The sequence below is a fragment of the Pedobacter foliorum genome, assembly GCF_013266735.1.
GTDB lineage: Bacteria > Bacteroidota > Bacteroidia > Sphingobacteriales > Sphingobacteriaceae > Pedobacter > Pedobacter foliorum.
In genome coordinates, this window is the sequence record NZ_JABSNU010000009.1 from 137,513 (window position 1) to 159,857 (window position 22,345).

At 37.0% G+C, this 22,345-nt stretch carries 13 protein-coding genes and 2 tRNA genes; 6 read left to right on the plus strand and 9 right to left on the minus strand.

The genetic code is table 11. From position 1 onward, the window contains the following. Nucleotides 1-14: 14 nt before the first annotated feature. The 4 genes from HQN83_RS17705 to HQN83_RS17720 form a co-directional block, all read right to left on the minus strand. The gene (locus HQN83_RS17705; protein WP_217277421.1) at nt 15-3,371 is read right to left on the minus strand and encodes a SusC/RagA family TonB-linked outer membrane protein; all 3,357 of its coding nucleotides are present in this window, start codon (nt 3,369-3,371) and stop codon (nt 15-17) included. 117 nt (nt 3,372-3,488) lie between these two features. Beyond that, the gene (locus HQN83_RS17710) at nt 3,489-4,676 is read right to left on the minus strand and encodes an ROK family protein (protein WP_173091830.1); all 1,188 of its coding nucleotides are present in this window, start codon (nt 4,674-4,676) and stop codon (nt 3,489-3,491) included. 256 nt (nt 4,677-4,932) lie between these two features. Next, a tRNA-Tyr gene (locus HQN83_RS17715) sits at nt 4,933-5,015 on the minus strand. A 95-nt stretch (nt 5,016-5,110) separates the two neighbouring features. Beyond that, nucleotides 5,111-5,184: transfer RNA gene (locus HQN83_RS17720), tRNA-Ala, on the minus strand. A gap of 102 nt (nt 5,185-5,286) precedes the next feature. Between HQN83_RS17720 and HQN83_RS17725 the strand changes: the two genes are divergently transcribed. Genes HQN83_RS17725 through HQN83_RS17745 form a run of 5 tightly spaced genes read left to right on the plus strand, consistent with a single transcriptional unit; the run spans nt 5,287 to nt 10,582 of the window. Continuing rightward, entirely contained in the window at nt 5,287-5,508 is a 222-nt protein-coding gene (locus tag HQN83_RS17725) for a hypothetical protein (protein ID WP_173091832.1), read from the plus strand. A 44-nt stretch (nt 5,509-5,552) separates the two neighbouring features. Next, complete coding sequence (locus HQN83_RS17730; RefSeq protein WP_173091834.1) at nt 5,553-6,260, plus strand: DUF2490 domain-containing protein; 708 nt, start codon at nt 5,553-5,555, stop codon at nt 6,258-6,260. Between the two features lie 45 nt (nt 6,261-6,305). Then, the gene (locus tag HQN83_RS17735) at nt 6,306-7,046 is read left to right on the plus strand and encodes a head GIN domain-containing protein (protein ID WP_173091836.1); all 741 of its coding nucleotides are present in this window, start codon (nt 6,306-6,308) and stop codon (nt 7,044-7,046) included. Then, nucleotides 7,046-8,143, plus strand: a complete 1,098-nt coding sequence (locus HQN83_RS17740; protein WP_173091838.1) for a serine hydrolase domain-containing protein — start codon at nt 7,046-7,048, stop codon at nt 8,141-8,143. Before HQN83_RS17735 ends, HQN83_RS17740 begins: the two co-directional genes overlap by 1 nt. A 24-nt stretch (nt 8,144-8,167) precedes the next feature. Next, entirely contained in the window at nt 8,168-10,582 is a 2,415-nt protein-coding gene (locus tag HQN83_RS17745) for an outer membrane beta-barrel family protein (protein WP_173091840.1), read from the plus strand. A 13-nt stretch (nt 10,583-10,595) separates the two neighbouring features. Here the strand turns inward: HQN83_RS17745 and HQN83_RS17750 are convergent, their stop codons facing one another. After that, the gene (locus tag HQN83_RS17750) at nt 10,596-11,711 is read right to left on the minus strand and encodes a twin-arginine translocation signal domain-containing protein (RefSeq protein ID WP_173091842.1); all 1,116 of its coding nucleotides are present in this window, start codon (nt 11,709-11,711) and stop codon (nt 10,596-10,598) included. Between the two features lie 263 nt (nt 11,712-11,974). On the opposite strand from HQN83_RS17750, the gene HQN83_RS17755 reads away from it, so the two are divergent. Next, nucleotides 11,975-13,165 (plus strand): ROK family protein, encoded by a 1,191-nt coding sequence (locus HQN83_RS17755; RefSeq protein ID WP_173091844.1) that lies wholly within the window; start codon nt 11,975-11,977, stop codon nt 13,163-13,165. 305 nt (nt 13,166-13,470) lie between these two features. Here the strand turns inward: HQN83_RS17755 and HQN83_RS17760 are convergent, their stop codons facing one another. The 4 genes from HQN83_RS17760 to HQN83_RS17775 all read right to left on the minus strand — a co-directional run bounded on the left by HQN83_RS17760 (nt 13,471) and on the right by HQN83_RS17775 (nt 22,045). Then, nucleotides 13,471-14,886, minus strand: a complete 1,416-nt coding sequence (locus HQN83_RS17760) for a glycoside hydrolase family 125 protein (RefSeq protein ID WP_173091846.1) — start codon at nt 14,884-14,886, stop codon at nt 13,471-13,473. Nucleotides 14,887-14,890: 4 nt separating this feature from the next. After that, the gene (locus HQN83_RS17765) at nt 14,891-17,152 is read right to left on the minus strand and encodes a GH92 family glycosyl hydrolase (RefSeq protein WP_173091848.1); all 2,262 of its coding nucleotides are present in this window, start codon (nt 17,150-17,152) and stop codon (nt 14,891-14,893) included. A gap of 166 nt (nt 17,153-17,318) precedes the next feature. After that, nucleotides 17,319-18,971, minus strand: coding sequence for a RagB/SusD family nutrient uptake outer membrane protein (locus HQN83_RS17770; RefSeq protein ID WP_173091850.1), 1,653 nt, complete (start codon nt 18,969-18,971; stop codon nt 17,319-17,321). A gap of 11 nt (nt 18,972-18,982) precedes the next feature. Further along, nucleotides 18,983-22,045: a SusC/RagA family TonB-linked outer membrane protein gene (locus HQN83_RS17775; protein WP_246254539.1), complete on the minus strand. Its 3,063-nt coding sequence runs from the start codon at nt 22,043-22,045 to the stop codon at nt 18,983-18,985. Nucleotides 22,046-22,345 lie beyond the last annotated feature (300 nt).

Consider the following 22,345-nt stretch of genomic DNA (forward strand, 5'->3'; position numbering starts at 1 on the left):
TATTATTTAAATAATTAAAACGACGCTTTGACATTAAAACCTAAGCTTCTTACCAAAGGCCAACCGCCATACTCCGCAAAAGCACCTGCTCTATTGCTAAAAATGCTTTCAGGATTTATACCATCTTTAGCTGTCTTATATAGATAAGCTATATTTCTACCGGTTAAATTCAGGCTTAAAGTATTTATTTTTAATTTAGTTAAATATTTACTTGGTACTGAGTAGCCTACCGTTACTTCGCGAAGTGCTACCCAAGAATTTTCAAATACAGAATACTCTCTTATACCACTAGACCATTGACTTAAATTTTCATAATACGCATAAGCTGGTATTGGTTTTAACAAGCCTTGTTTAACTGCATCGGCATAGGTCATTCCGCCTAAATCTACTCCATTAGCTTTTAACCCATCGTTCAATACCCCATCCGGAATGATACCATCATGTTGTACTACGCCATTTGCATCGGTATAACTTACTCCTCCTGAACCTTCATCTCTACCAAATAGTGAATTTTTAAATGAACCATTTGCTGATCCATATTGATGGGTTCCTGAAGCCATTAACCCGCCAATTTTGGCGTCAATTTGAAAACTTAAATTAAAGTTTTTGTAAGATAGCTCTTGTCTTGTACTGGCAAGGTAATTTTCCATCATGGTTCCTAAATTTTTCTTAGTACCATCATAATCTTGTGATCTAACAAAAGTGTAATAACCACCGGTAGTTCCGTAACCAGTGTTACCTATTACTTTTTTACCATTACTTGGGCTGGCAATTGGATTACCGCTCGCATCTTTCTTTTGATAATATGAAAAGGCAGAACCTGTAATCAACGATCCATATTGTTCACCTACTCTGGCAACAGAAGTAATATCGTTACCAAAAGCTAAATCTAAGTCATAATTATCAACTCCAGGGGCCAATTTTATTATCTTGTTTCTGTTACGTGTAAAAGTAACCGACGCATTCCAATTAAAATCTGCTGATTGGATTGGCTTACCGGTTATCAATACCTCAACACCTTGATTTTGGATATTACCTGCATTTAAAGCTTGTGAACTAACTCCTGATTCCTGTGGTAAAGAGAAGCTTAAGATTTGATTGTAAGAGTTTTTCTTGTAATAAGCAACATCAAAACTCAAACGGTTTTTGAAGAATCCTAAATTGGTACCAATTTCAAGTTCTTTGGTTAGCTCATTCTTTAAATTGTTATTTTTAAGAATATTATCACTAAATCCATAAACTGGTTGATTACCGCCATTAGCATTATTAAAAGTACCATCTTGTAGTTTAAAGTAACCATCGCTATTAGTACTCTGTGGTCTAGCTGATAATCCCGTATAAGAGTATGATGCTCTTAACTTACCAAAAGACAATATTGAATTATCTTTGAACACCGGTAATTCAGTAAATATCCATGACAAACCAACGCTTGGATAAAAGTATGAGTAATTACCATGACCATCTCTATACGTAAGTGTAGACGACCAATCATTTCTTGCACTAAAATTTAAGGTTAGCATGTTTTTCCAGGTAATATCTCCATACGCATAAACTGCATCCGTACGTTCACCAAGATTTGGATAAGCAGTTGTTGATGCTGGGTTTAAAGAATTTGAAATGGAATAAAGATCAGGAATTTTAAGTCCGCCATTAGTATACGATCTGTTATAAAATGCAGAGTTATTAAGGTTTTTTTGATAAGTTTCCCCTCCTATTGAGGCATTCAATTCAAAATCACTTGAAAGTTGTTTAGTTGCGTTTAACAAGCCTTGAACACGATAGGATTTATTCGTATTTTGCAATACTTCATAATCTCCACCTGCAAATGCAACACCAGCTCCTCTGTTTTTTCTTTCGTAAGCAATATTGTAAAAGTTAGTATTTGTTCTTACCAAAGCCGAAAGCCAAGGAAGAATTTTAATATTTACATCAATATTTGCTAATAAATTATTTTCCTTTTGAGTCCTATTGTCATTATCAAGTGCATAAGCAAATGATCCTATCCCGTAAGGATCGTAGTGATTTCTATCACTCGAACCCAGCGCTCCCCCGGTTACAGGATTGATATTGTTGTATAAATAGGCTGCTAAATCAACGTTTCTAGGTTTATAGTATGTCAGTGCAAACAAGGGATTACTAGCGCTTCCTTGTCTTGCCGGATTAAATGAATTCGACATCGTGTAGTTTACACTCGCATCAACTGAAACTGATTTTGATATTTCTCTGGTCAATCTTAATGCAAATGCATCTCTTTTTAAGCTATTTCCAGGTGAAACACTTGAATTATTTAAATTGGTATAGGCTAAACGATAGGTTGTATTGTCAACAGCACCTTCAACCGATAGGCTTGTATTGATAAACTTTCCAGTCTCAAAATAATCTAAAGGGTTATTGGCTACCCAAGGTCTCATTACGCCGTCTAAATCCTTTACCATTCTACCATCTAACTTAGGACCAAAAGAATAACCACCTACGTAGTAACCCGCAGATGGATCAACAATATCTACCCCGTTAGCATCTTTAGCAAATACCGGAGAAATTCCACCTCCATATTCATTCTGCAGGTCTACAAATTTATAGGCATGATCAAAAGAACTAGTTTGAGATATGGTTACCCCCAAACCTTTCGTAGATTTACCCTTTTTTGAAGTAATTAGTAATACTCCACCAGCAGCTCTGGAACCATACAATGATGATGCAGCGGCTCCTTTTAATACAGTAATACTCTCAATATCATCAGAGTTAATATTTTTCATAATATTACCGAAATCTGCAGCGTCACCCCATGAGTCGGCTCCTGAAGTACCTTGATCCAACAGTATTCCATCATAAACGATTAAAGGCTGCGTATTTGTACCCAACGACGTATTACCCCTTATTCTAATTCTAGAAGAAGAGGTAGGGCCGCTCGCACCTTGATTAATCATAACACCAGCTACTTTACCTTGTAAAGCGTTTACCACGTTGGCGTTATTTGCTTGAGTTAATTCGGCACCACCTACAGCTGTTGCTGAATAACTTAGTCTTTTTACTTCCTTTTTAACACCAAAGCCAGTAACAATTACTTCAGAAAGCGATTCGGTATCATCAACCATCACAATGGTTTGATTGGATGTCGCCGCAACTTCCTGACTAACTAAACCAATAGATTTAAAGATCAATTTGGCGCCGTCTTTTACCGATAGCACAAATTTACCTTCCGCGTTGGTTGAAGTTCCATTTTGAGTTCCCTTTTCGAGAACACTTACCCCAGGGATGGGATTACCAGCCGAGTCTTTTACTGTGCCAGTAATATTCTTTTGTGCAAAAGCTGTTATTGTTAAGAAACATAACAACAGCAGACTAAAGCACTTTAAGTACATTTTTTTCATAATTTTAATTTGTTTAGTTTAACATTAGTTTAGGATAATTAGGGATAGTTCATGAATCTTCTTTTATTTCTGCATATACTATTGGTTTTGGTTAAACATTTATATTAATTAGATTTTTCAATTGAATAAACTATTTTCCACCATTAAACTGGCAGCTGCTAATAACTCAGCCTCATCATTTAAAGTAGAGAAGATTATTTCGGTTTGCTCAGCTATTCGAGGTATACAAAATTCGTTAAGTGCTTGTTGTATAGGAGGAAGAAGCATTTTTCCCGCTTTGGCACCCCGTCCACTTAATACAATTCGTTCAGGATTTAAAATATGAATTAGAGTGGCCAAACCTTTACCAATCTGAAATGCTGCATCAGCTAAAATAGAAATGGCAAGAGGATCTTGCTTTATGACTGCATTTAAGAAATGATCCGCATGGCTTTTACTTTTATCTTCAAAAAGAGTTTTCAAACTGGTTTCTTCACCATTTTTTACTGCTTTTTCCGCTTTCTGAACCATTATCAAAAGAGATGTTTCAACCTCAAGACATCCCCGCTTACCACAAGAACATAAAGTATTCGAATTAGACAAGGGTATATGGCTGAATTCTCCTGCGTAACCGCTACTGCCCCGATATAATTTACCATTAACAATCATACCCAAGCCTGTACCCCAACCAATATTAACCACTAGCACATCTTTTAAATTTCTTGCTTCCCCAAAATTTAATTCAGCCAAGGCTATCAAACTTGAATCGTTATCTATATAAACCGGTAAACCTATTTTTTTAGAGAGATAAGCTTGCAGACTTATATCATTTTCAACTTGCATAAAGGAATAGTTCATCCCTTTTTCTGCATTAATAAAGCCAGGCATTCCAATACCAATACCTAAAAAATGTTCCTTATCAATTGATGATTTCTTTATGCATTCATCAATAAATGCAATCAAAGCATCTGCGCTTTTACTCATAGTCATGTCCAAATCGATCACCTGAGTTGGCAAAACCTGCTGGTTCGACAAATCATATATTGTTAACTGAGTAGTTAATTGATCCATGGCTACAGCTATTATATACCGTTTATAATTGGGGTTTAATAAAAAAATTAAAGGACGACGCCCCCCCGTAGATGGCGCTAACCCCTGTTCGATAATTAAACCCTCCCCCATCAAAGCATTTACAGCTGATGTTATTAAAGGCAAACTCTTTTTAGTCCGTTTACTTAAATCAATGAGCGACGATTTCTTTTTATAATAAAGCTGCTTGATTATGTCAGCCCTTAATTGCTGCGCTTTCTTAATTGTTGCTGACATTTTTTAGTTTAGTTTCCATAAAACTAGAAAAAAAATAAAAGAAATGCAAACTTTTTAAAAAATTTAATTACATCGCCTGTTTTGGATAAATAATTAATCAGAAACCACAATTATCTCACTTAGCGCTACAGCTTACCATCAAAAAAAGAAAAAAAGCAATTAAAAAGGATAAAGCCTCCATCAAAATCACCGAGATGAGAGACGTCTTAAAACGAAAAAGCCTTCCAGTTTTCACTGAAAGGCTTTTCTATTTGAGTGGGGGGAGAAGGATTCGAACCTTCGAAGTCTTGCGACAACAGAGTTACAGTCTGTCCCATTTGGCCACTCTGGTATCCCCCCAACTTATCTTTTCAGTTCTCGACTGAGAACGTTTTCCAGCAAAGTTAAGCTGGTTAAAAAAGAAAGCTTCAGGAAAACCTGAAGCTTTCAATGGGTGGAGAATATCGGATTCGAACCGATCACCTCTTCACTGCCAGCGAAGCGCTCTAGCCAAATGAGCTAATCCCCCTTGGTTAACGGTAATTAAAATTACCTGAGCGGCAAAAGTAATTAAATTTAGAAACCCTGCAAATTAAATATGTAAATAGATATCAGAAGATTCTTAACGCCTTTGAAAAAACCATTATACATTATTAACACCGGCAACGCTATGCTTAGTCCACTTAAAGCAATTTATCCCGACCAGATTTCCTCGATCGAAGTTATTAAAAACAAAGCTGCCATACAATTACATGGTGAGAAAGCAAAGGACGGGGTAGTTATTATCACAATAAAGGAACAGGATCTAGATAAGGTTCTTAAAAAACTAAAAGAAGACCACATGATAGAATAAAATTGTTCTTACTTTAGCAACACACACAAACAGAACAATAATTTATGCGTCTTTCAATATTCCTGGTAACAGCATTATGCTTCCTTTGCACTACAGGCTTTGCCCAAACTATAAAACAAAATAGCGCATGGCTATTCTTAATGAATACTACCAAAATAAACGATAAATGGGGTGCCCACCTTGATGTCCAGTTAAGATCAATTAACTATATGGATAAGCTAAGGAATTTCATGTTCAGACCCGGAGTAACCTATTACATAAATAATAAAAATGAAGTAACATTAGGATACTTATTAAACGAAACTTTTATAGAAAAAAATGAATTCGGCGACAATAAATTAACTGAGCACAGAATATGGCAGCAATACATTTATAAACATAAAATAAGCACCATACTTACCACTCACAGGTTCAGAACAGAACAGCGCTTTATAGAAAGATATCGCACAGATGAGTTATTTTCACAACGCTTCAGATATTTCTTAAGATTTATTCTTCCACTAAAAAAGGGACAGCAGGACTTTCAAAAAGGCCCATTTGTTGCCTTACAAAATGAAGTTTTTTTAAACCTTCAAAATAAAGAAGAACTTAACGGTCATGTATTTGATCAAAATCGTGCCTATGGTGCAGCAGGATATAGATTCAACAAAAAATTCGATTTAGAAGCTGGATATTTAAACCAAACTTCCAAAGGGCTCAATAATTCTACAATGAATCACGCTATTCAGCTTGCTGTTTACACAAGGTTTTAGATATTATTTCGTTATTTAGAAAAATAAAAATTATTTAAGATAAAGATGAAGAAGACATTTCTGTTTGCCGCCTTACTATGTACAGTTGGGTTCAATGCAATTTCTAAAAATACTGTTTCAACCATACCTCATATCGATAAAATTACTCGTCCTTCTTCTGATGACAGAGATGTAAAAAACTTTACCGGTATAGCTGCCGGTGGGCCAATTCATGTCGTCATTAAAATGGGCAATACCGAAAGCTTAAAATTTGAAGGTGATGCCGAAGCTATTTCTACTTTAGTAAGTGAAGTTAAAGGCAACATCCTTGTAATCCGCCCGAAAACAAGCTGGACAAGCTGGGCAAAAAAATATGAAGGCAAAACCATTACTGCCTACGTAACAGCAAAAGACATTACCAGTTTAACTATGAGCGGCAATGGCAGCATAACTGTAACAGGAGCTTTGACCAGTGGTGAATTTACAACGACCCTAAGTGGCTCAGGAAGCATAAAAGCGAGTATTAATGCAGATAAGCTAACCGGAGTTATTAGTGGCTCAGGCGATCTAAACATAAGCGGTAAAACAGATGTTGTACAAATTACCATCAGCGGATCAGGACATCTAAATGGAAAAGAATTAGTTACCAACAGATTGTCGACAAGAATCAGCGGTTCAGGCACAGTTAGCATTAAAACAGACGGCACAATTAAAGCATTCATTAGTGGTTCGGGTAATGTTTATTACAAAGGAAATCCAACTATCGAAAAAACTGTGATAGGCTCTGGAGGAGTAAGCGAGCTATAATGAAACAGGCTTTATTCCTTTTAACTTTTCTGCTTGTTTTTTCTTCTGCCAAAAGTCAGGATTTGGCTCATTTTGCAGATAGCATTAGAGTTAAAAGTGAAATACCGGAGCTAAGTTACGCCGCGCTTACCGCCGATAGTGTGTTGATAAAAAACACCTTAGGCTTTAGAAGATCCGATCTTCAAAATGCAGAGACAAAAGCTAATGCTAACGATTACTTTCACCTGGGATCAAATACAAAAGCAATAACCGGCTTTATTGCCGGTTACTTGGTTGAAAACAAAAAAATTAGCTGGACAACAAAGTTTTTTACGCTATTCCCTGAGTGGAAAAAAGATGCCAACCCTGCTTTTTATGAAATTACACTGCTCGACTTATTGTCGCACCGAGCACACGTTAAACCATATAACAGTGGTGTAGAGTTTCAATCATTACCTAAATTTACAGGCACCAAGGCTGAACAACGTAGATTGTTTGTAAAATACCTGATCGAAAATGATGCATTGGAAAAGAACAATGAAACCTACAACTATTCAAATGCAGGATATAGTGTTGCTACTACTATGCTCGAAAAGGCAAGTGGAAAAACCTGGGAACAATTATTAGATGAGGTTCTTTCAAAAAAACTTCATCTCAATTATAAATTAGAATGGCCCAACCGAACTGATGTGAACCAGCCATGGGGACATTGGATTGAGAACAACAAGCTAACTCCCCTATCCCCTCACACAGATTATAATTTAAACCTTATTGAGCCTGCCGGAGATATCAGCATGCCAATAGCAGATTACATTAAATTTGTTCAGATGAACTTAGCCGGTTTAAGAGGTAAAAACAATCTTATAAAACCAGAAACTTATAATTTCCTCCATTATGGATTAAAGGACTATGCTATAGGCTGGCTTAATGTAAATAAACCAGACAACCACTCATCTGAACATGCTGGCTCTGCAGGCACTTTTTATTGCTATACATTAATTAACAAGGATAAGAATGTTGCCTACATCATTATGGCCAATTCTGCAACTGAGGATACCTTGAAAGGAATATTTAAGCTCCTTGAAAAACTGATAAAAACCGTTGAAACAAAAATATAACTATATAACCTTAACCGCTCTAACTTGAAACTTTTCATTACTGCCATTTTCCTCTTAGTTATTAATGCAACCCTTTCGGCTCAAATCAAATTAACAGGAACCGTAAATGACGCCGTCCAACTTCCACTACCACACTCCGGGGTAACTATTATAAACTTAAGTACCAACCAAAAGCAATCTTTAACTACAGATAACAATGGATCATTTACTTTCAGTAACCTAACTACTGGCAATTATTTAGTAAGTGCATCTTTTACCGGTTACCATAAAAACGAGGTAAACATTAAAATATCAAGAGACACCACATTAAAGATTATTTTAAAACAGACTAGCACCTCATTGAACGAGGTTAATGTTGTTGTTAACAAATCGACTTTGGAAAACAATGCTGAAAAGCTAACCTATAACCTTTCGAATAGTATTACTGCAACAGGAGCTGATGGACTAACAGCTGTAAGTCAAATACCTGGTGTGAAGGTTAATAATGATGAGATATCGAGTGCAGGAAAAGGCCAGCTTAAAGTAATGGTTAATGGGCAATTAGTTCAATTGACAGGAATAGATTTAATGAGGTATTTAAAGTCTATGTCGGCAAACCAGATCTCTAAAATTGAGCTTATAAAAAATCCTTCAGCCAGTTTTGATGCTGACGGAAATGCCGGTATCATAAATATTGTGACCAAGCAAAGCAAAAAGCAAGGCTATTCTGGAAATGTACAAGCAAGTGGTAAACACTGGATTCATGACCAAAGATCCATTTACGGAATCAATAATTTTTATGCCCTTAATGGTAGTGCAAACCTAAATTACAACTCGAAAAAAGTATCGGTTTACGGGAACTTAAACCTTGACAAGGATCATCACCTTGAAGGGTTTCAGACCGACCTGTATTATCCGAAGCAAACATGGATGCAAACTGATACCGGAGTTTATTCTTATCGCAACATTAACCTAATTGCCGGAGCAGACTTTATTGTAAGTAAAAATGCATCATTAGGCTTTTCTTACCAAGGCGGCAGAAATGTCTATGATGGGTATGACCGAGTAAATAATCCCATCTATAATAATTCGACGGGTGGTTTAGATTCGACGCTAAAAACCTTTGCTACCTATCGCCCTATTGCACGAAGCAATTCTATCAACATGCATACCCTTATTAACTTTGATACTACAGGGAAAAAGCTCTTGTTAAATGCCGATTATTACAAATATTACCGCACAGATGTATCCGATTTTGAAAGCAAAACCTTTTTACCTAACTCATCTGTTCCAGACGGAAATACACGCTACTACGACACCAATAAACAAAGCATAAATATTTATACTTTTAAAGCTGATGCCGAAATACCTACATTCATGGGAACCTTGGCATTTGGTGGTAAACTAAGTTTTATTGACAATTACAGTAATGCATTTTATTATAAAAAGATTAGTAATGAACTTATTTACGATACCAATTTGAGTAATGAGTTTGATTACAAAGAGAACACTCAGGCCGTGTATACAAATTTTAATGGCGAAAAAGGTAAGTGGAAATATCAGGCCGGTTTAAGAGCAGAACTTACACAAACTAAAGGATATTCTTACACTGCTAAACAAACTACAGCGGTAGATTACATTAGGCTTTTCCCTTCGTTATTGGTCTCTTATCAATCGGACGCAGACAACAGTCTATCTTTTTCTTTTGGCAGACGTATTAACAGGCCTTCTTTCTGGAACCTGAATCCTTTTAAATCGTTGTACACGGCATATACTTACGGTCAGGGCAATCCTTATCTGCAACCTGAGTACAATAGTAATTTCGAGTTGACGCATGCTTATAAAAGTGTACTCACCTCTTCTGTTTTCTTAAACATTACCAATAACGGGTTTAATTATGTTACAATAGCCAGACCAGATACAAATCTTGTTTATACCACACCTATAAATTTCCTAAAAACGTATAGATATGGCATATCTGAAAGTTTTTCTTTAACTGCTTTTAGCTGGTTACAAAACAACAATCAGTTTACATTTTACCGTACCAACTCCTATTCAAACAATAGCAGTTTTGTAGATATTAAAGGATTTGGCGCATACCTGGCTACCAATAATACCATTTACTTTAATGCAAACAAAACCTTCGCCGCAGCAGCTAATTTCTGGTATCAGTTCCCAGAGATTAATCACATCGGAAGTTCAGATGCCTACTACAAATTAGACTTAGGGCTAACTGCTTTAGCTTTTAAAAAGGATCTTAATATTACTTTAAATGTGAATGACGTATTTAGAAGCAGCGCTATGGCAACAACAACCGTTGTAAATGGCATTAAACAAAAATTCACCAACTTTCAGATTAATAGATTTGCCCAGTTGAGCCTTAGCTATCGTTTTGGCAATAAGGAGTCGAAAAGCAAAGACCGTCAGACAGGAAATGAAGATGAAAGGAAAAGAAATTAAATATGGTTATCCACTATTTTAGCGGGATAACCATATTCCAAGATCTTTCTAACTGATAAGGTCTGCTTCCTGCTCCTGTAGCTGCGAATAAATGTGTTGGTTTTCCATCTTCAAACAGTAGGAATGGTCTTTCAAAATTACCTTGTTTGGTTGTTGTACCGTCCTCCCATTTAACAGTTCTAGAGTAGGCCTTTACAGGGTTAGCAAGATCCCATTTTATCCCGTCTTTAGATAAAGCATGGATACCTCCGCCCTCCTCGCCACAAATATGACCAAAACGATCTTTCATGATTAGCTCAAAATGATCCTTGGCCCACCATACAAATGGATCCTCTACATCATTATCCATTTGTCCGGCAGTGTGAAATTCAAAGAGAGGCTTGTCTGATAACCGCTCATATGGACCTCGAAATGATTTAGCTCCCGCAGCTCCAAGCAACAAAGGTGGATCATAATTCTTAGGAGAAGATTTGTACATTAAATAAACTTTCCCTCCTGGTAGCACCACCGGTGACGGATTAGAAGTTATAGATGCATCCCAATGTCCTGGTCTTGGTTCAATGATAGGCTTTTCGCTTCTGGTCCATGGCCCGTAAACTGATTTAGACCACGCCATCCCTACGCGCTTATTCATCCATGATCTCTTGGCTACTCCGTTATCCCAAACATCATCGCCCGGTTTTGGAGCGGGATCAGAATAGTGAGTACCAAAATAATATAGCACAAAGTACTTTCCATTTTTCACTATACGTGCATTATGCGTTGCACAACCATCAAAAAACTGCTTACCTCTTGCAGGTAAAACAACTTCTGCAAATTGATAAGGTCCGGCCGGGGTTTTAGATACAGCTCTAACGATTTGCGAATTGGTTACCCAATTACCAAAACCATATTCTTTACTCCACCTTGATGCAAACATATGATAAAGACCATCCTCTCCCTTTACCACCGAAGGATCCCATACCCAATAATCATCCATAGCAAAACCACCATTTAAGGGGGCTGGCAACATTCTGTCGGGGAAAGAGAGCTCTGTATTTTCCTGACCGAGTAAATTATCGCTAAGTAGCAGGCCTGCAGTTAACCCTGCAGCCCCTTTAAGAAAGGTTCGTCTTGTAAAGTGGTTCATGTAATTAAATGGTAGTGCGTTTAGGTTCCCAATTTCGGGTGATTTTATAAATATACTAACAATAATCCCATGAGAAAATAATTTTCAGTAAATTAGACACGCAAAGTGCTTGAACGATTGAGCTGTTCTAAATCGCACAATGCATGTTCATTTTTGAACAGAAATAACCCAATAATAAATTAAACGGCTACTCGTAGTCTTATGCGCATTAATATTTTAACTGGCATACTGTTGGCTCTACCAGCCTATGGAAAATATACATCATGACTGCAACAATTAGAAAGTATCAACTCTTAAGAAAAGAGGTGATAAAACAGCTGTACTACAGCAAAATGCTCACTTTAACTGAATTGAGCACCCTTAGTCATAAAAGCTTACCATTAATTACCAGTGCGGTTAATGATTTGGTAAACGATGGTTATGTTCTTGAGCATGGTCTTGCACCATCAAGTGGAGGACGCAGACCACTGACTTTTTCTTTAAACCCTCAAAAACAGATGTACATCGTAGCTATCGCGATGGATCAGTTGGTTACCCGGATGGTTATTTATGATTTATTAAACAGACCACAAAACATAACATATACCCTCTCTCTCAATTTGACGGATGATGCTAACGCTTTAACAAAACTAATTGAGTTTATTAAATCAAATATTGCGAATTCAGGAATTGCCGCTCAACAGATTCTTGGCGTGGGAATCGGGATGCCCGGTTTTGTAAATACGAACCAGGGAATTAACCATTCTTTCCTTAAATCACCCAATGACAAAAGCCTAAAAGAGTACCTGAAAAAATCAATAGGCTTACCTGTATTTATAGAGAATGATTCCAGCTTGGTTGCTTTTGCTGAATTGAAATTTGGAATAGGTAAAGGTTATGATGACATTATGGTTGTAAACATAGGCTGGGGTACAGGTTTAGGTATGATCATTAATGGCAATCTGTTTAAAGGCCACAATGGCTATGCTGGTGAATTTAGCCACATACCTTTATCTCAAAGCAACAAATTATGTTCCTGCGGAAAAAGAGGCTGCCTAGAGGTTGATACTTCTTTACTGGTTTTAGTTGAAAAAGCACGCATTCAAATGGCTGAAGGCATTAGCTCAAGTCTGGAGAATTTATTTAAAGACGAATCAAAGTTACCGGGTGATCATTTCCTTGATGCTGCAAAAGCGGGGGATCCTGTAGCGATTTCTATACTTTCTGATGCGTCATTTTTAATAGGAAAAGGGCTTGCCACATTAATCCACATTATGAATCCGGAACTTATAGTTTTAAGTGGAAGAGGAGCCATAGCAGGTAAATTCTTAATGGCCCCAATACAACAAGCTATCAATGAATTCTGTATCCCAAGGTTGGCTGAACATACCGAAATAAAAGTTTCAGATCTCGCTTCAGAATCAGAGCTTTTGGGTGCAGCAACACTCGTTGTAGAAAACTGCGATTTTGCTTAATCAATTATTTTATCTAAATTCATTTATTGACATCTATAGAGCCTAACTTAGGTTGAAATTAAATCGGAATTGGATCTGATTGACAACCTATAATATAGTCGTCCCTGTTACCACGTTTATAGGGACTTTGTTCGGACCTCGTTCGAGCAGAGCCGAACAAACCCCGAATAAGATCCGTTCAAATACCGCCCCATCTTTCGAACCCAAAAAAAATTACAATAAAAGGGGTAATGAAAAATATCATTACCCCTTTTATATGTTTTTTCTAATGGCACATATTTAAAATGACCACAGTATAAAAACTATTACACTAAAAGATGTGGTTTTTCTTTGTAAATTTTCCAAAGTAACTCTCCGAAAATTGTGTTCGACCAAGCAAACCATGATCTTGTAAAGTCTTTAGCATTGTCTTTATTGAAAGATTCATGCATAAAGCCTGTTCCACCATGGCAGCTTTGCAATGTTTGTAAACACTGTTTAATTTCTGCGTCGTTGTTACTGGTTAAACCTCTCATTACAACACTGATTGGCCAAATTTTATCTAATCCTGTATGTGGACTGCCTATTCCTTTTCCGGCCTTACCTTCAAAATAGAAAGGATTTTCTAGCGAAAGAATCAGTTTACGCGTGTTGATGTATACCGGATCATTAGGTTTTACCGCACCAAGATAAGGTAAAGCCAGTAAACTTGGAACGTTAGCATCATCCATAATATTGAAACTACCGTAACCATTTACTTCAAACGCATAAACTTTACCAAACTGAGGATGTGTTACAATCGCATATTTCTGTAATGCATTTTCTACCTCAGTAGCCAAAGCACGACATTCTTTTGCCAAAGCAGCATCTTTGTTTACAGCCTCTAATATTTCAGCTGCTTGTCTTAAACTGATAACAGCAAAGAAATTTGATGGAACCAGGAAGTTATAAATCGTTGCATCATCACTTGGACGGAAAGAAGAACAGATTAACCCAACCGGTTTTACTGGATATCCATATCCGCTTAAAGGCACACCATCAGTTGCCCAAGATGTTTTACGCTGAAAATGATATGGCCCCTGACCATTCTTTCTTTGTTGCTCTTTAAAGGTCTTAACAATTAAAGCAATTGCATCTCTCCAGTAAGTATCAAATGGAGCTGTATCTTTTGTTAATTTCCAGTATTGATAGCTTAAACGGATTGGGTAACATAATGAATCAATTTCCCATTTACGCTCATGAATACCAGGTTTCATGTCTGTTAAATCCGTCATCCACTCCCCTTGTTTTGTTTCATCACCATAAAAGGCATTAGCATAAGGATCTTTATGGATACATTTCATCTGATGATTAATTACACCAGCAATCATATCATGCAGTTTTTTATCATCTTTTACCAATGATAAATATGGAGTTACCTGTGCAGTACTATCGCGCAGCCACATCGCATCAATATCACCAGTGATTACGTAAGAATCAGGTTTACCATTTTGTTCTGTATAAGTTACTGTAGTATCTAAAGTATTAGGGAAACAGTTTTCGAACAGCCATCCTAATTCTTTGTTTTTTACATTCTTTTTAAATTCAGCAATTGCACTTTCTACAGCTTTACTTTGAAAGTGTCTTTTTGATTCCGGTATTCTAACAACAGGGAAATCAGGTGCCGCAGCAAATGATACTTTGTCTACCATAAGTCCGGCTGCCAATAACCCGGTGTTTTGTAAAAAGATTCTTCGTTTCATTGTTTTATTTTGATAAAGAAAAAGGCTTATCATCAACAGAAAGGCCTCTTTGCAGATTTGGTTTATTACTCATTTCAAATTTCAGTATACCTCCGTTGGTGATATCGCTATGTGTGATAAAATTTTTGGTATATATTTTCCCGTTCAGCGTTGCTGTACTAATGTAAACGTTTTCTTTGTTATTGTTAGTCGCATCTATGATAAATTTCTTGCCATTTTCGAGACTGATTGTCATCTTTTTGAACATCGGACTACCGATAACATATTGATCTGTACCCGGGCAAACGCTATAAAAACCCATAGCACTTAATACATACCATGAAGAAGTTTGTCCCTGATCTTCATCACCCGGATATCCATCTTCAGTAGAATTGTAAAGCTTATGCATTACGTTACGTGCGTGGAATTGTGATTTCCATGGTTGTCCGGCATAATTGTATAAGTAAATCATATGCTGTATTGGTTGGTTACCATGTGCGTACTGCCCAAGATTGGCCATAACCATCTCTGTCATTTCGTGGATTAAGCCACCATAGGTTCCAACTTTAACAGTATTAGGTTCTGAAAATACGGAGTCTAGTTTAGCAGTAAAGTTCTGCTCCCCTTTCATCAGGTTTATTAACCCCTTAATATCTTGAAATACCGACCACTGATAATGCCATGCATTACCTTCTGTAAAAGGGCCTCCCCACTCAATAGGGTCAAAATTTGGCACCCATTTACCATCCTTTTGTTTACCGCGCATAAAACGGGTACCAGGATCGTAAACATTTTTATAGTTATACATTTGTCTGCTAAATACATCTGCATAGAAATCGTTGCCGGTCATTTTTGCTAAATTATAGCCACAAAAATCATCGTACGCATATTCTAGTGTTTTTGCCGTAGCCTCTCTGTATTCAGGATATGGAACATAACCTAATTCGTAATATTCTTTCCATCCGTGACGACCGTTAGCTGGCCCCCAAGGACCTTTGTTGGTTGCCTCATGAAGATATGCCTTTAAAGCTTGCTCCGGATTAAATGTTCTGATTCCTTTTGCCCAGGCATCTGCCAATAACGAAATGGCATGATTGCCAATCATACTTCCTGCTTCGCCAGGGAATGACCAAGATGGAAGCCATCCGCATTGCTCCTGTGCATCTAGCATTGCCTGCATATAACGACCATGCATTGTAGGCTGCATAATTGTATTTAGTGGGAATTGTGCTCGGAAAGTATCCCAGAAACCGGTATCGGTAAACATATATCCTTGGTGGACTTTGCCATCATAAGGACTAAAATAATATGGTTTACCATCCTTGTCATACTCAAAAAACTGTCTTGAGAACAAACTTGCTCTAAAATAGCAAGAATAGAATGTTGCCTTATCTTCATCTGAGCCTCCTTCTACAAGGATTTTACCTAAATGATCATTCCATACTTTAGCAGCTGCAGCTTTTGTTTGCTCTAAGGTTTTAAATTTCCCTAGTTCAGTTTTTAAAGTTAAACTAGCCTGCTCTTCGCTGATGTAAGATGATGCTGTTTTTGCTTGTACTGTTTCACCTTGTTTAAACTCGATATAAGCACCCTTACCTTTTCCTTGGGCTGTTAGTGTACCTTCTTCAACCGTATTACTTGTATTGTCCCAGGTGCCGTACTTTACAAATGGTTTGTCAAATACAATTTCGAAATAGCTCTTAAGATCTTCTCTTATGCGGCCGTTGTGAACATATCCTGTGATTTTTCTTTCTTTTGGATAAATCTTTACTTCACTTAAGCCTGTGTATCCATCCAGAACAAGGTAACTTTTGCCGTTCTTAGGAAAGGTAAAACGCAAATGTGCTCCTCTATCTGTCGGGGCCATTTCAGTTACAATATTATTATCAAGTTTTACTTTGTAATAATTTGGTTTGGCTACTTCATTTTTATGATCAAAACCAGCTTGTCTGTCGTTTTCATTTACGGTAAGTTTTCCGGTAACGGGCATTAAAGAAAATACGCAGTAGTCATTTGACCACGAACTACATTGATGCGCTTGCTGAAAACCACGAATGGTTTTCTTAAAATACTGGTACTTCCATCCGTCTCCATTATTTCCTGTTTGAGGAGTCCAGGTATGCATTCCGAAAGGCAAAGCTGTTGTGGGATATGTATTACCCCTGGTAAGTTCATGTTTGGAATTGGTACCCTGAAGGGTATTTACGTATTGCACCAGATCTGGTTGTTGTGCCAATGCTACATTGGCGAGCAATACAAATGCGATTAAAATAGATTTTAGTTTCATGTGTGTAGTTCACCCTTATTACCTATATAAGGGGGCTGATATTTGGTTTAAAACGATTTAGTATCCCAATAATATGAAAATAAAATTACTTTTAAAAACAGAACGGGTGATTGTTGTTAACAATCACCCGTTCTGAATACTCAGGAGAATCCTAAGGAATTATTATTTAATTATAACCTGGGTTTTGGCTCAAGTTTTTATTTAAATTACGTTGCTGTTGTGGAATTGGATACAATGCACGGGTAGCCGCGGTAGGACTATGATCCCACCATGATCCTGTAGCAAATTTACCAAAACGAATCAAGTCATCTCTTCTATAACCTTCAAAGATAAACTCACGTCCGCGTTCAGCCAACAATTCATCCATTGTAAGTGTTGATGTAGTATATGCATTAGCAGCCCAATCAGCATCAGCAAATGCACGTTTTTTACAATCGTTAATTAACTGTACAGCTTCTGCATTTGCAACACCACCATTTTTACGCATAATCGCTTCTGCTTTTGCAAAATAAATCCCTGTTAAACGATAGATGTTCCAATCAGTGTTGTTGTAATTAGGATCAATTTCAGGCTTTCCGCCTGGTCCCGGTACTTGGTTACCCAATTTGTACTTATTGAAACGTACGCCACTGTTCTCCTCACCTTCACTCATGTTAGAAAGAGTAGATCCAGATTTAGCTTTACGAATATAATCTACAAACTCTAATTGTTCATCTTTATATTCTTCTGAAGCCAAAACCGGGGTTTTACCATCAGAAAACTTAACCATTTTTCCGATAAGCAACCAATCTGATTTACGCTTATCAGCATCTTTATAGTTTGTATAAACACCAGGAATAACTACGATACCATCGTTACCATTACGGCCACCTCCATAGATTTCCTGTTGTTTGAAGTGATAAAATTCTGAGGGAAATCCTGTAGCAAAATTAGCAATTTTGTAATCGTAAGCGATTGAAAAAATTACTTCTTTAGATAAGTCATTCGTGCTCTTAAATTGATCTGAGATATTCGGATCTAAAGCCATATTACCATTTTGACCTCCAGCTTCACCGCTGATTATTTTATCACTTGCAGCGATACAATCATCCCATCTAGGAGTACCTATCCATGCCTCAGCATTTAGATAAAGTTCTGCTAACATTGCATAACCAGCTGCTTGATTCATTCGGCCAAGCGTAGCTCTAGATGCTTTAGGGGCTTTGTTTATATTCTCTTGAATCTCCCTCTCAATAAATGCGAATACTTCAGCTCTACTAGATGTAGGAGGAAGTGGTGCTGATGCGCCCTCTGGGATCTTTGTTGAAATCGGAATGTTACCAAATAGGTCCATTAATTTTAAATAATGGAAAGCACGAAGCAATTTCAATTCAGCAATATATGCATCTTTCTCTATTTGCGTGATGCCCATTTTTGCAATATCACGGCTCTCAATATTTGTAATAGCGCTATTACAAAGTCCCATACCCCAATACATCAATACCCATGCTTGGTTAATTCCGCCTTCGTCAACAGTCCAGGTATGGTAATGTAATCTTTTCCATTTACCTCCGTCTTCACCATGGCGACCTTTAGTAGGCCAAGCCAATTGATCTCCGGATAACTCTGCGAGTCTCCACCAGCCATCTTGGCCCGAAGGTGAGACCCATGCATTCGCATGAGTATATGGTCTTAAAACAGCAGATATTACTTCAGTTTTATTGTTATAGAAATCATCTGCAGCGAACTTGTCATATGCATTTTCATCAAGTTTGGTACAAGCACTTGTCAAACACAATGCACCAACCAATGCGGTATATATAAGTGATTTACTTTTCATTTTTTTATTAATTAAAATCCAACATTTAGACCTACTAAGAAAGAACGTGTACTTGGATAAGGGCCTCTTGTATCAATTCCTAAAAATCTACCATTGTCCTCATTACCAATTCCTGTATCCAACACAAAATCTGGATCATTACCTGAGTAGCCAGTAATTGTTGCTAAGTTCTGACCAGTAACATATACCCTCATGTTTCTCAACCCTTTAACTTTCAAATTAAAGTTGTACCCTAAAGTAATCTCATCAATTTTCACAAAGCTTCCACTTTCTAAATAATAATCAGAATACATGTAAGTGTCGTTGATTTGGCTGTATTTTGTGAATGCATCCTTCAACACATTCCCACTCCAAGCTGATTTATTACCATAGCTAAGCGCTGTAGTATTTAAAATATCAAAATCAAACTTTCCTCTTAAGAATATACTTAAATCAAAGTTTTTGTATTTGAAATTGTTACCCCATGATGCGTAATACTTAGGCACTGCATTTCCAATTGGAGCAAGATCTGTTGCATTTAAATCATCTCTTGAGTTATTGATCTGATCGTTAAGTACCTTTTCCCCTTTTCTGTTGTAAAACAACCATTTTCCTTCAGGTGTAAAACCGGCGAATCTCTTTCCGTAGAATATACCAATTTCTTTACCCTCATAAGTAGTAAAAGCTTGTCCTAAGTCACCTGCTCCCTGTATATCTCCTTTTTGAATAAAGTTAACAACGTATTGAGAATTAGAATAACTATCCATAACATTCTTAGTTGTACTTGCGGTTAAATTGGTATTCCAAGAAAAATCAGTCGTAGTAATTGCTTTAAAGCCTAATGCCAACTCAATTCCTTTTGACGAAATTGTACCCACGTTTGTCCAAATTCTCTCTACTACGAAAGGTGGCTGAGGTGACCTATATCTATCAAGAAGGTCTTTAGTTTTACGATTGAATACATCTAGTGATCCAGTTAATCTATTGTCAAACATGGTGAAATCGACACCAATATTTAGTTCTCTTTTAGTTTCCCACTTCAAATCAGGGTTATAGTTGGTAGTTGGACCATAAGTTTCATAATAGTTACCATCAGGGAATAGATATTTACCACCTCCACCAAGCATAACTCTTGAAACATTGTTGTCATTAGGAGCATTACCGGTAACGCCATAACCAGCTCTAAATTTCAAATAATTGACAAATTTAACATCCTTCATGAAATCTTCCTGAGACACATTCCAACCAAGTGACACTGCAGGAAAATTACCCCATCTGTTATTTCTACCAAATTTCGAAGATCCTTCATGACGTAAAATAAATTGCGCCATGTATTTATTGTTATAAGCATAATTGATCCTTCCAAAAAAGGCAATTAATCTATTATCAGCTTTAGAGCTAGACATCCCAGCTTTCCCTACGCCTAATGCTGCACCACTGCCTAAATTATCCTCATGGCTTAAATCATTGATAAACCCTCTATTTTCTGCACCAGATGCTTCATTAATGTCGTATCTAAAACTATAACCACCTATCGCAGTTAATTTATGACTATCTGCAAAAGTGTTTTCGTAGGAAAGGGTTGGCTCAAAAGCATATTTCTGCTCTAAGAAATCACCTTTATAGGCATATCCCCCACCTGGAAAATCGGTATTTTCCATCGAGTCTTCACTAGCTTTAAAACGATACTGTCCGTCTGTATAGCTATTGCGCTGAACTGATCCGAAAAGTGATGCTTTTAAACCAGTTACAATCTCTAAATCCACTTTAGCATCAGCAGAACTAGTTTGTTGTTTCCTATAAGAAGTTTGTTGTGCTAATCGAGCGAATTCATTTGTACTCGTTAAATCAAAACGATAAGTTCCATCATCATTAAAATTAGATAATGTTGGGTTTTTAGTTGATTCACTTTCCCAACCACCACCACCTAGCAGGTTTGCTTTGTTGATATTGGTAGCTAAATTGATCTGTGCATTTAATCTATCATTTAATCCTTTTTGATTTATATTTAAACGCAATCCATATTCTTCACGACCATTTTCACGAGAAATACCTTCAAGATTTCTGTAATTTAAACTAGCGCGGTAGCTGGTATTCTTGGAACCACCAGTTAAGGCTAGGTTATGATTCTGAGAAAAATTGTTGTGATTGATCAGGTCATCAAAAAAATCAGTACTATGACCGAAATCCTTTTGTTTAAGTTCACCCGTAGCAATTTTCTGTCTGTACTCATCAGCAGTTAAGAAATCTGGTCTTTTTTGAATATACTCTTTTCTAAAGTATGAAGAGTAATCAAATGTAGCAGGGCCTTCCTTACCTTTTTTAGTAGTGATTAGGATTACCCCAGCGTTGGCACTTGTACCGTAAATTGCAGCACCTGATCCATCCTTTAAGATATCAATTGAGGCAATATCATCTTGCTGCAAAAGATCAGGATTACCACCTGGAATACCATCAATTACATACAAGGGACTTCCATTACCAGTAGAAGTTACTATACCCCTTAGCTGAATACTAACTCCTGAGTTTGGATTAGATCCTCCAGGACGTGAAATCTGAAGTCCAGCAACCTTACCCTGGATCAAATCTAAAGGATTTCTTGAACCACTCTGTCTGAACTCTTCTCTACCCACGTGAGCTACTGCAGAAGTAATCTCTTTCGTTTTCAAAGTTCCATAACCAACGCTTACGATAACAACATCATCAAGGTTTACACCTGAATCAAGCGCCATTTTAATAGTTAATGGAGCAGTACCATTTCCTGCAGCTTTACTTTGAGTAGTATAACCTAAATATGAGAATGAAATTAATTCTGTAGCGCTTTCAGCTTCGATGCTGAACTTACCATTAGAATCTGTTACCGTAGATTTGTTTGATGCAGTTTTAATCCCTACACCAGGAATAGGTTGAGAGTTCTCATCTAGAACTACCCCAGTAATTACCATTTTACGTGCAACGGCTTGCTTACCCGCAATAGATAAATTAGCCCGACTTAAATTCTTCGCTTCCAGGTAGCCTTCTGTAGCAGAATAGCTTCGGAAACTCATGGAACAGAGTAGACATACCCCTGTGCCAATTAGTAGCTTAATGTTCATTGGTTTTTGAGTTAAATTATATTTAGTGTTTATTAATAGTGTTTAAAAATTTCAAATCCTGTTACGGATGCGCATAAAAAACCCATACTTATCTCAGAGCATAAAAACGAATGACAAAAAAGTCAATGGTCATGCTTCAGAAAAAGCTTGAGAAAGAGAGAAAATTAGATTTATTGAGAGAGGGGGTAGATTATACCCTGAAGCGATTATTGATTAAAAGAAAATACTTATTTAACGAAATCACTTGATTGTCTTTTGAGAGAGCAGCGGCTAAAAATAATTGTTGAGTTTTCATGAATA

Excerpts from the sequence above, each read along its gene's own strand:
- HQN83_RS17705 (WP_217277421.1), bottom strand. The coding sequence starts at position 3,371 with ATGAAAAAAATGTACTTAAAGTGCTTTAGTCTGCTGTTGTTATGTTTC.
- HQN83_RS17710 (WP_173091830.1), bottom strand. The coding sequence starts at position 4,676 with ATGTCAGCAACAATTAAGAAAGCGCAGCAATTAAGGGCTGACATAATC.
- HQN83_RS17730 (WP_173091834.1), top strand. The coding sequence starts at position 5,553 with ATGCGTCTTTCAATATTCCTGGTAACAGCATTATGCTTCCTTTGCACT.
- HQN83_RS17735 (WP_173091836.1), top strand. The coding sequence starts at position 6,306 with ATGAAGAAGACATTTCTGTTTGCCGCCTTACTATGTACAGTTGGGTTC.
- HQN83_RS17740 (WP_173091838.1), top strand. The coding sequence starts at position 7,046 with ATGAAACAGGCTTTATTCCTTTTAACTTTTCTGCTTGTTTTTTCTTCT.
- HQN83_RS17750 (WP_173091842.1), bottom strand. The coding sequence starts at position 11,711 with ATGAACCACTTTACAAGACGAACCTTTCTTAAAGGGGCTGCAGGGTTA.
- HQN83_RS17755 (WP_173091844.1), top strand. The coding sequence starts at position 11,975 with ATGACTGCAACAATTAGAAAGTATCAACTCTTAAGAAAAGAGGTGATA.
- HQN83_RS17760 (WP_173091846.1), bottom strand. The coding sequence starts at position 14,886 with ATGAAACGAAGAATCTTTTTACAAAACACCGGGTTATTGGCAGCCGGA.
- HQN83_RS17765 (WP_173091848.1), bottom strand. The coding sequence starts at position 17,152 with ATGAAACTAAAATCTATTTTAATCGCATTTGTATTGCTCGCCAATGTA.
- HQN83_RS17770 (WP_173091850.1), bottom strand. The coding sequence starts at position 18,971 with ATGAAAAGTAAATCACTTATATATACCGCATTGGTTGGTGCATTGTGT.
- HQN83_RS17775 (WP_246254539.1), bottom strand. The coding sequence starts at position 22,045 with ATGAACATTAAGCTACTAATTGGCACAGGGGTATGTCTACTCTGTTCC.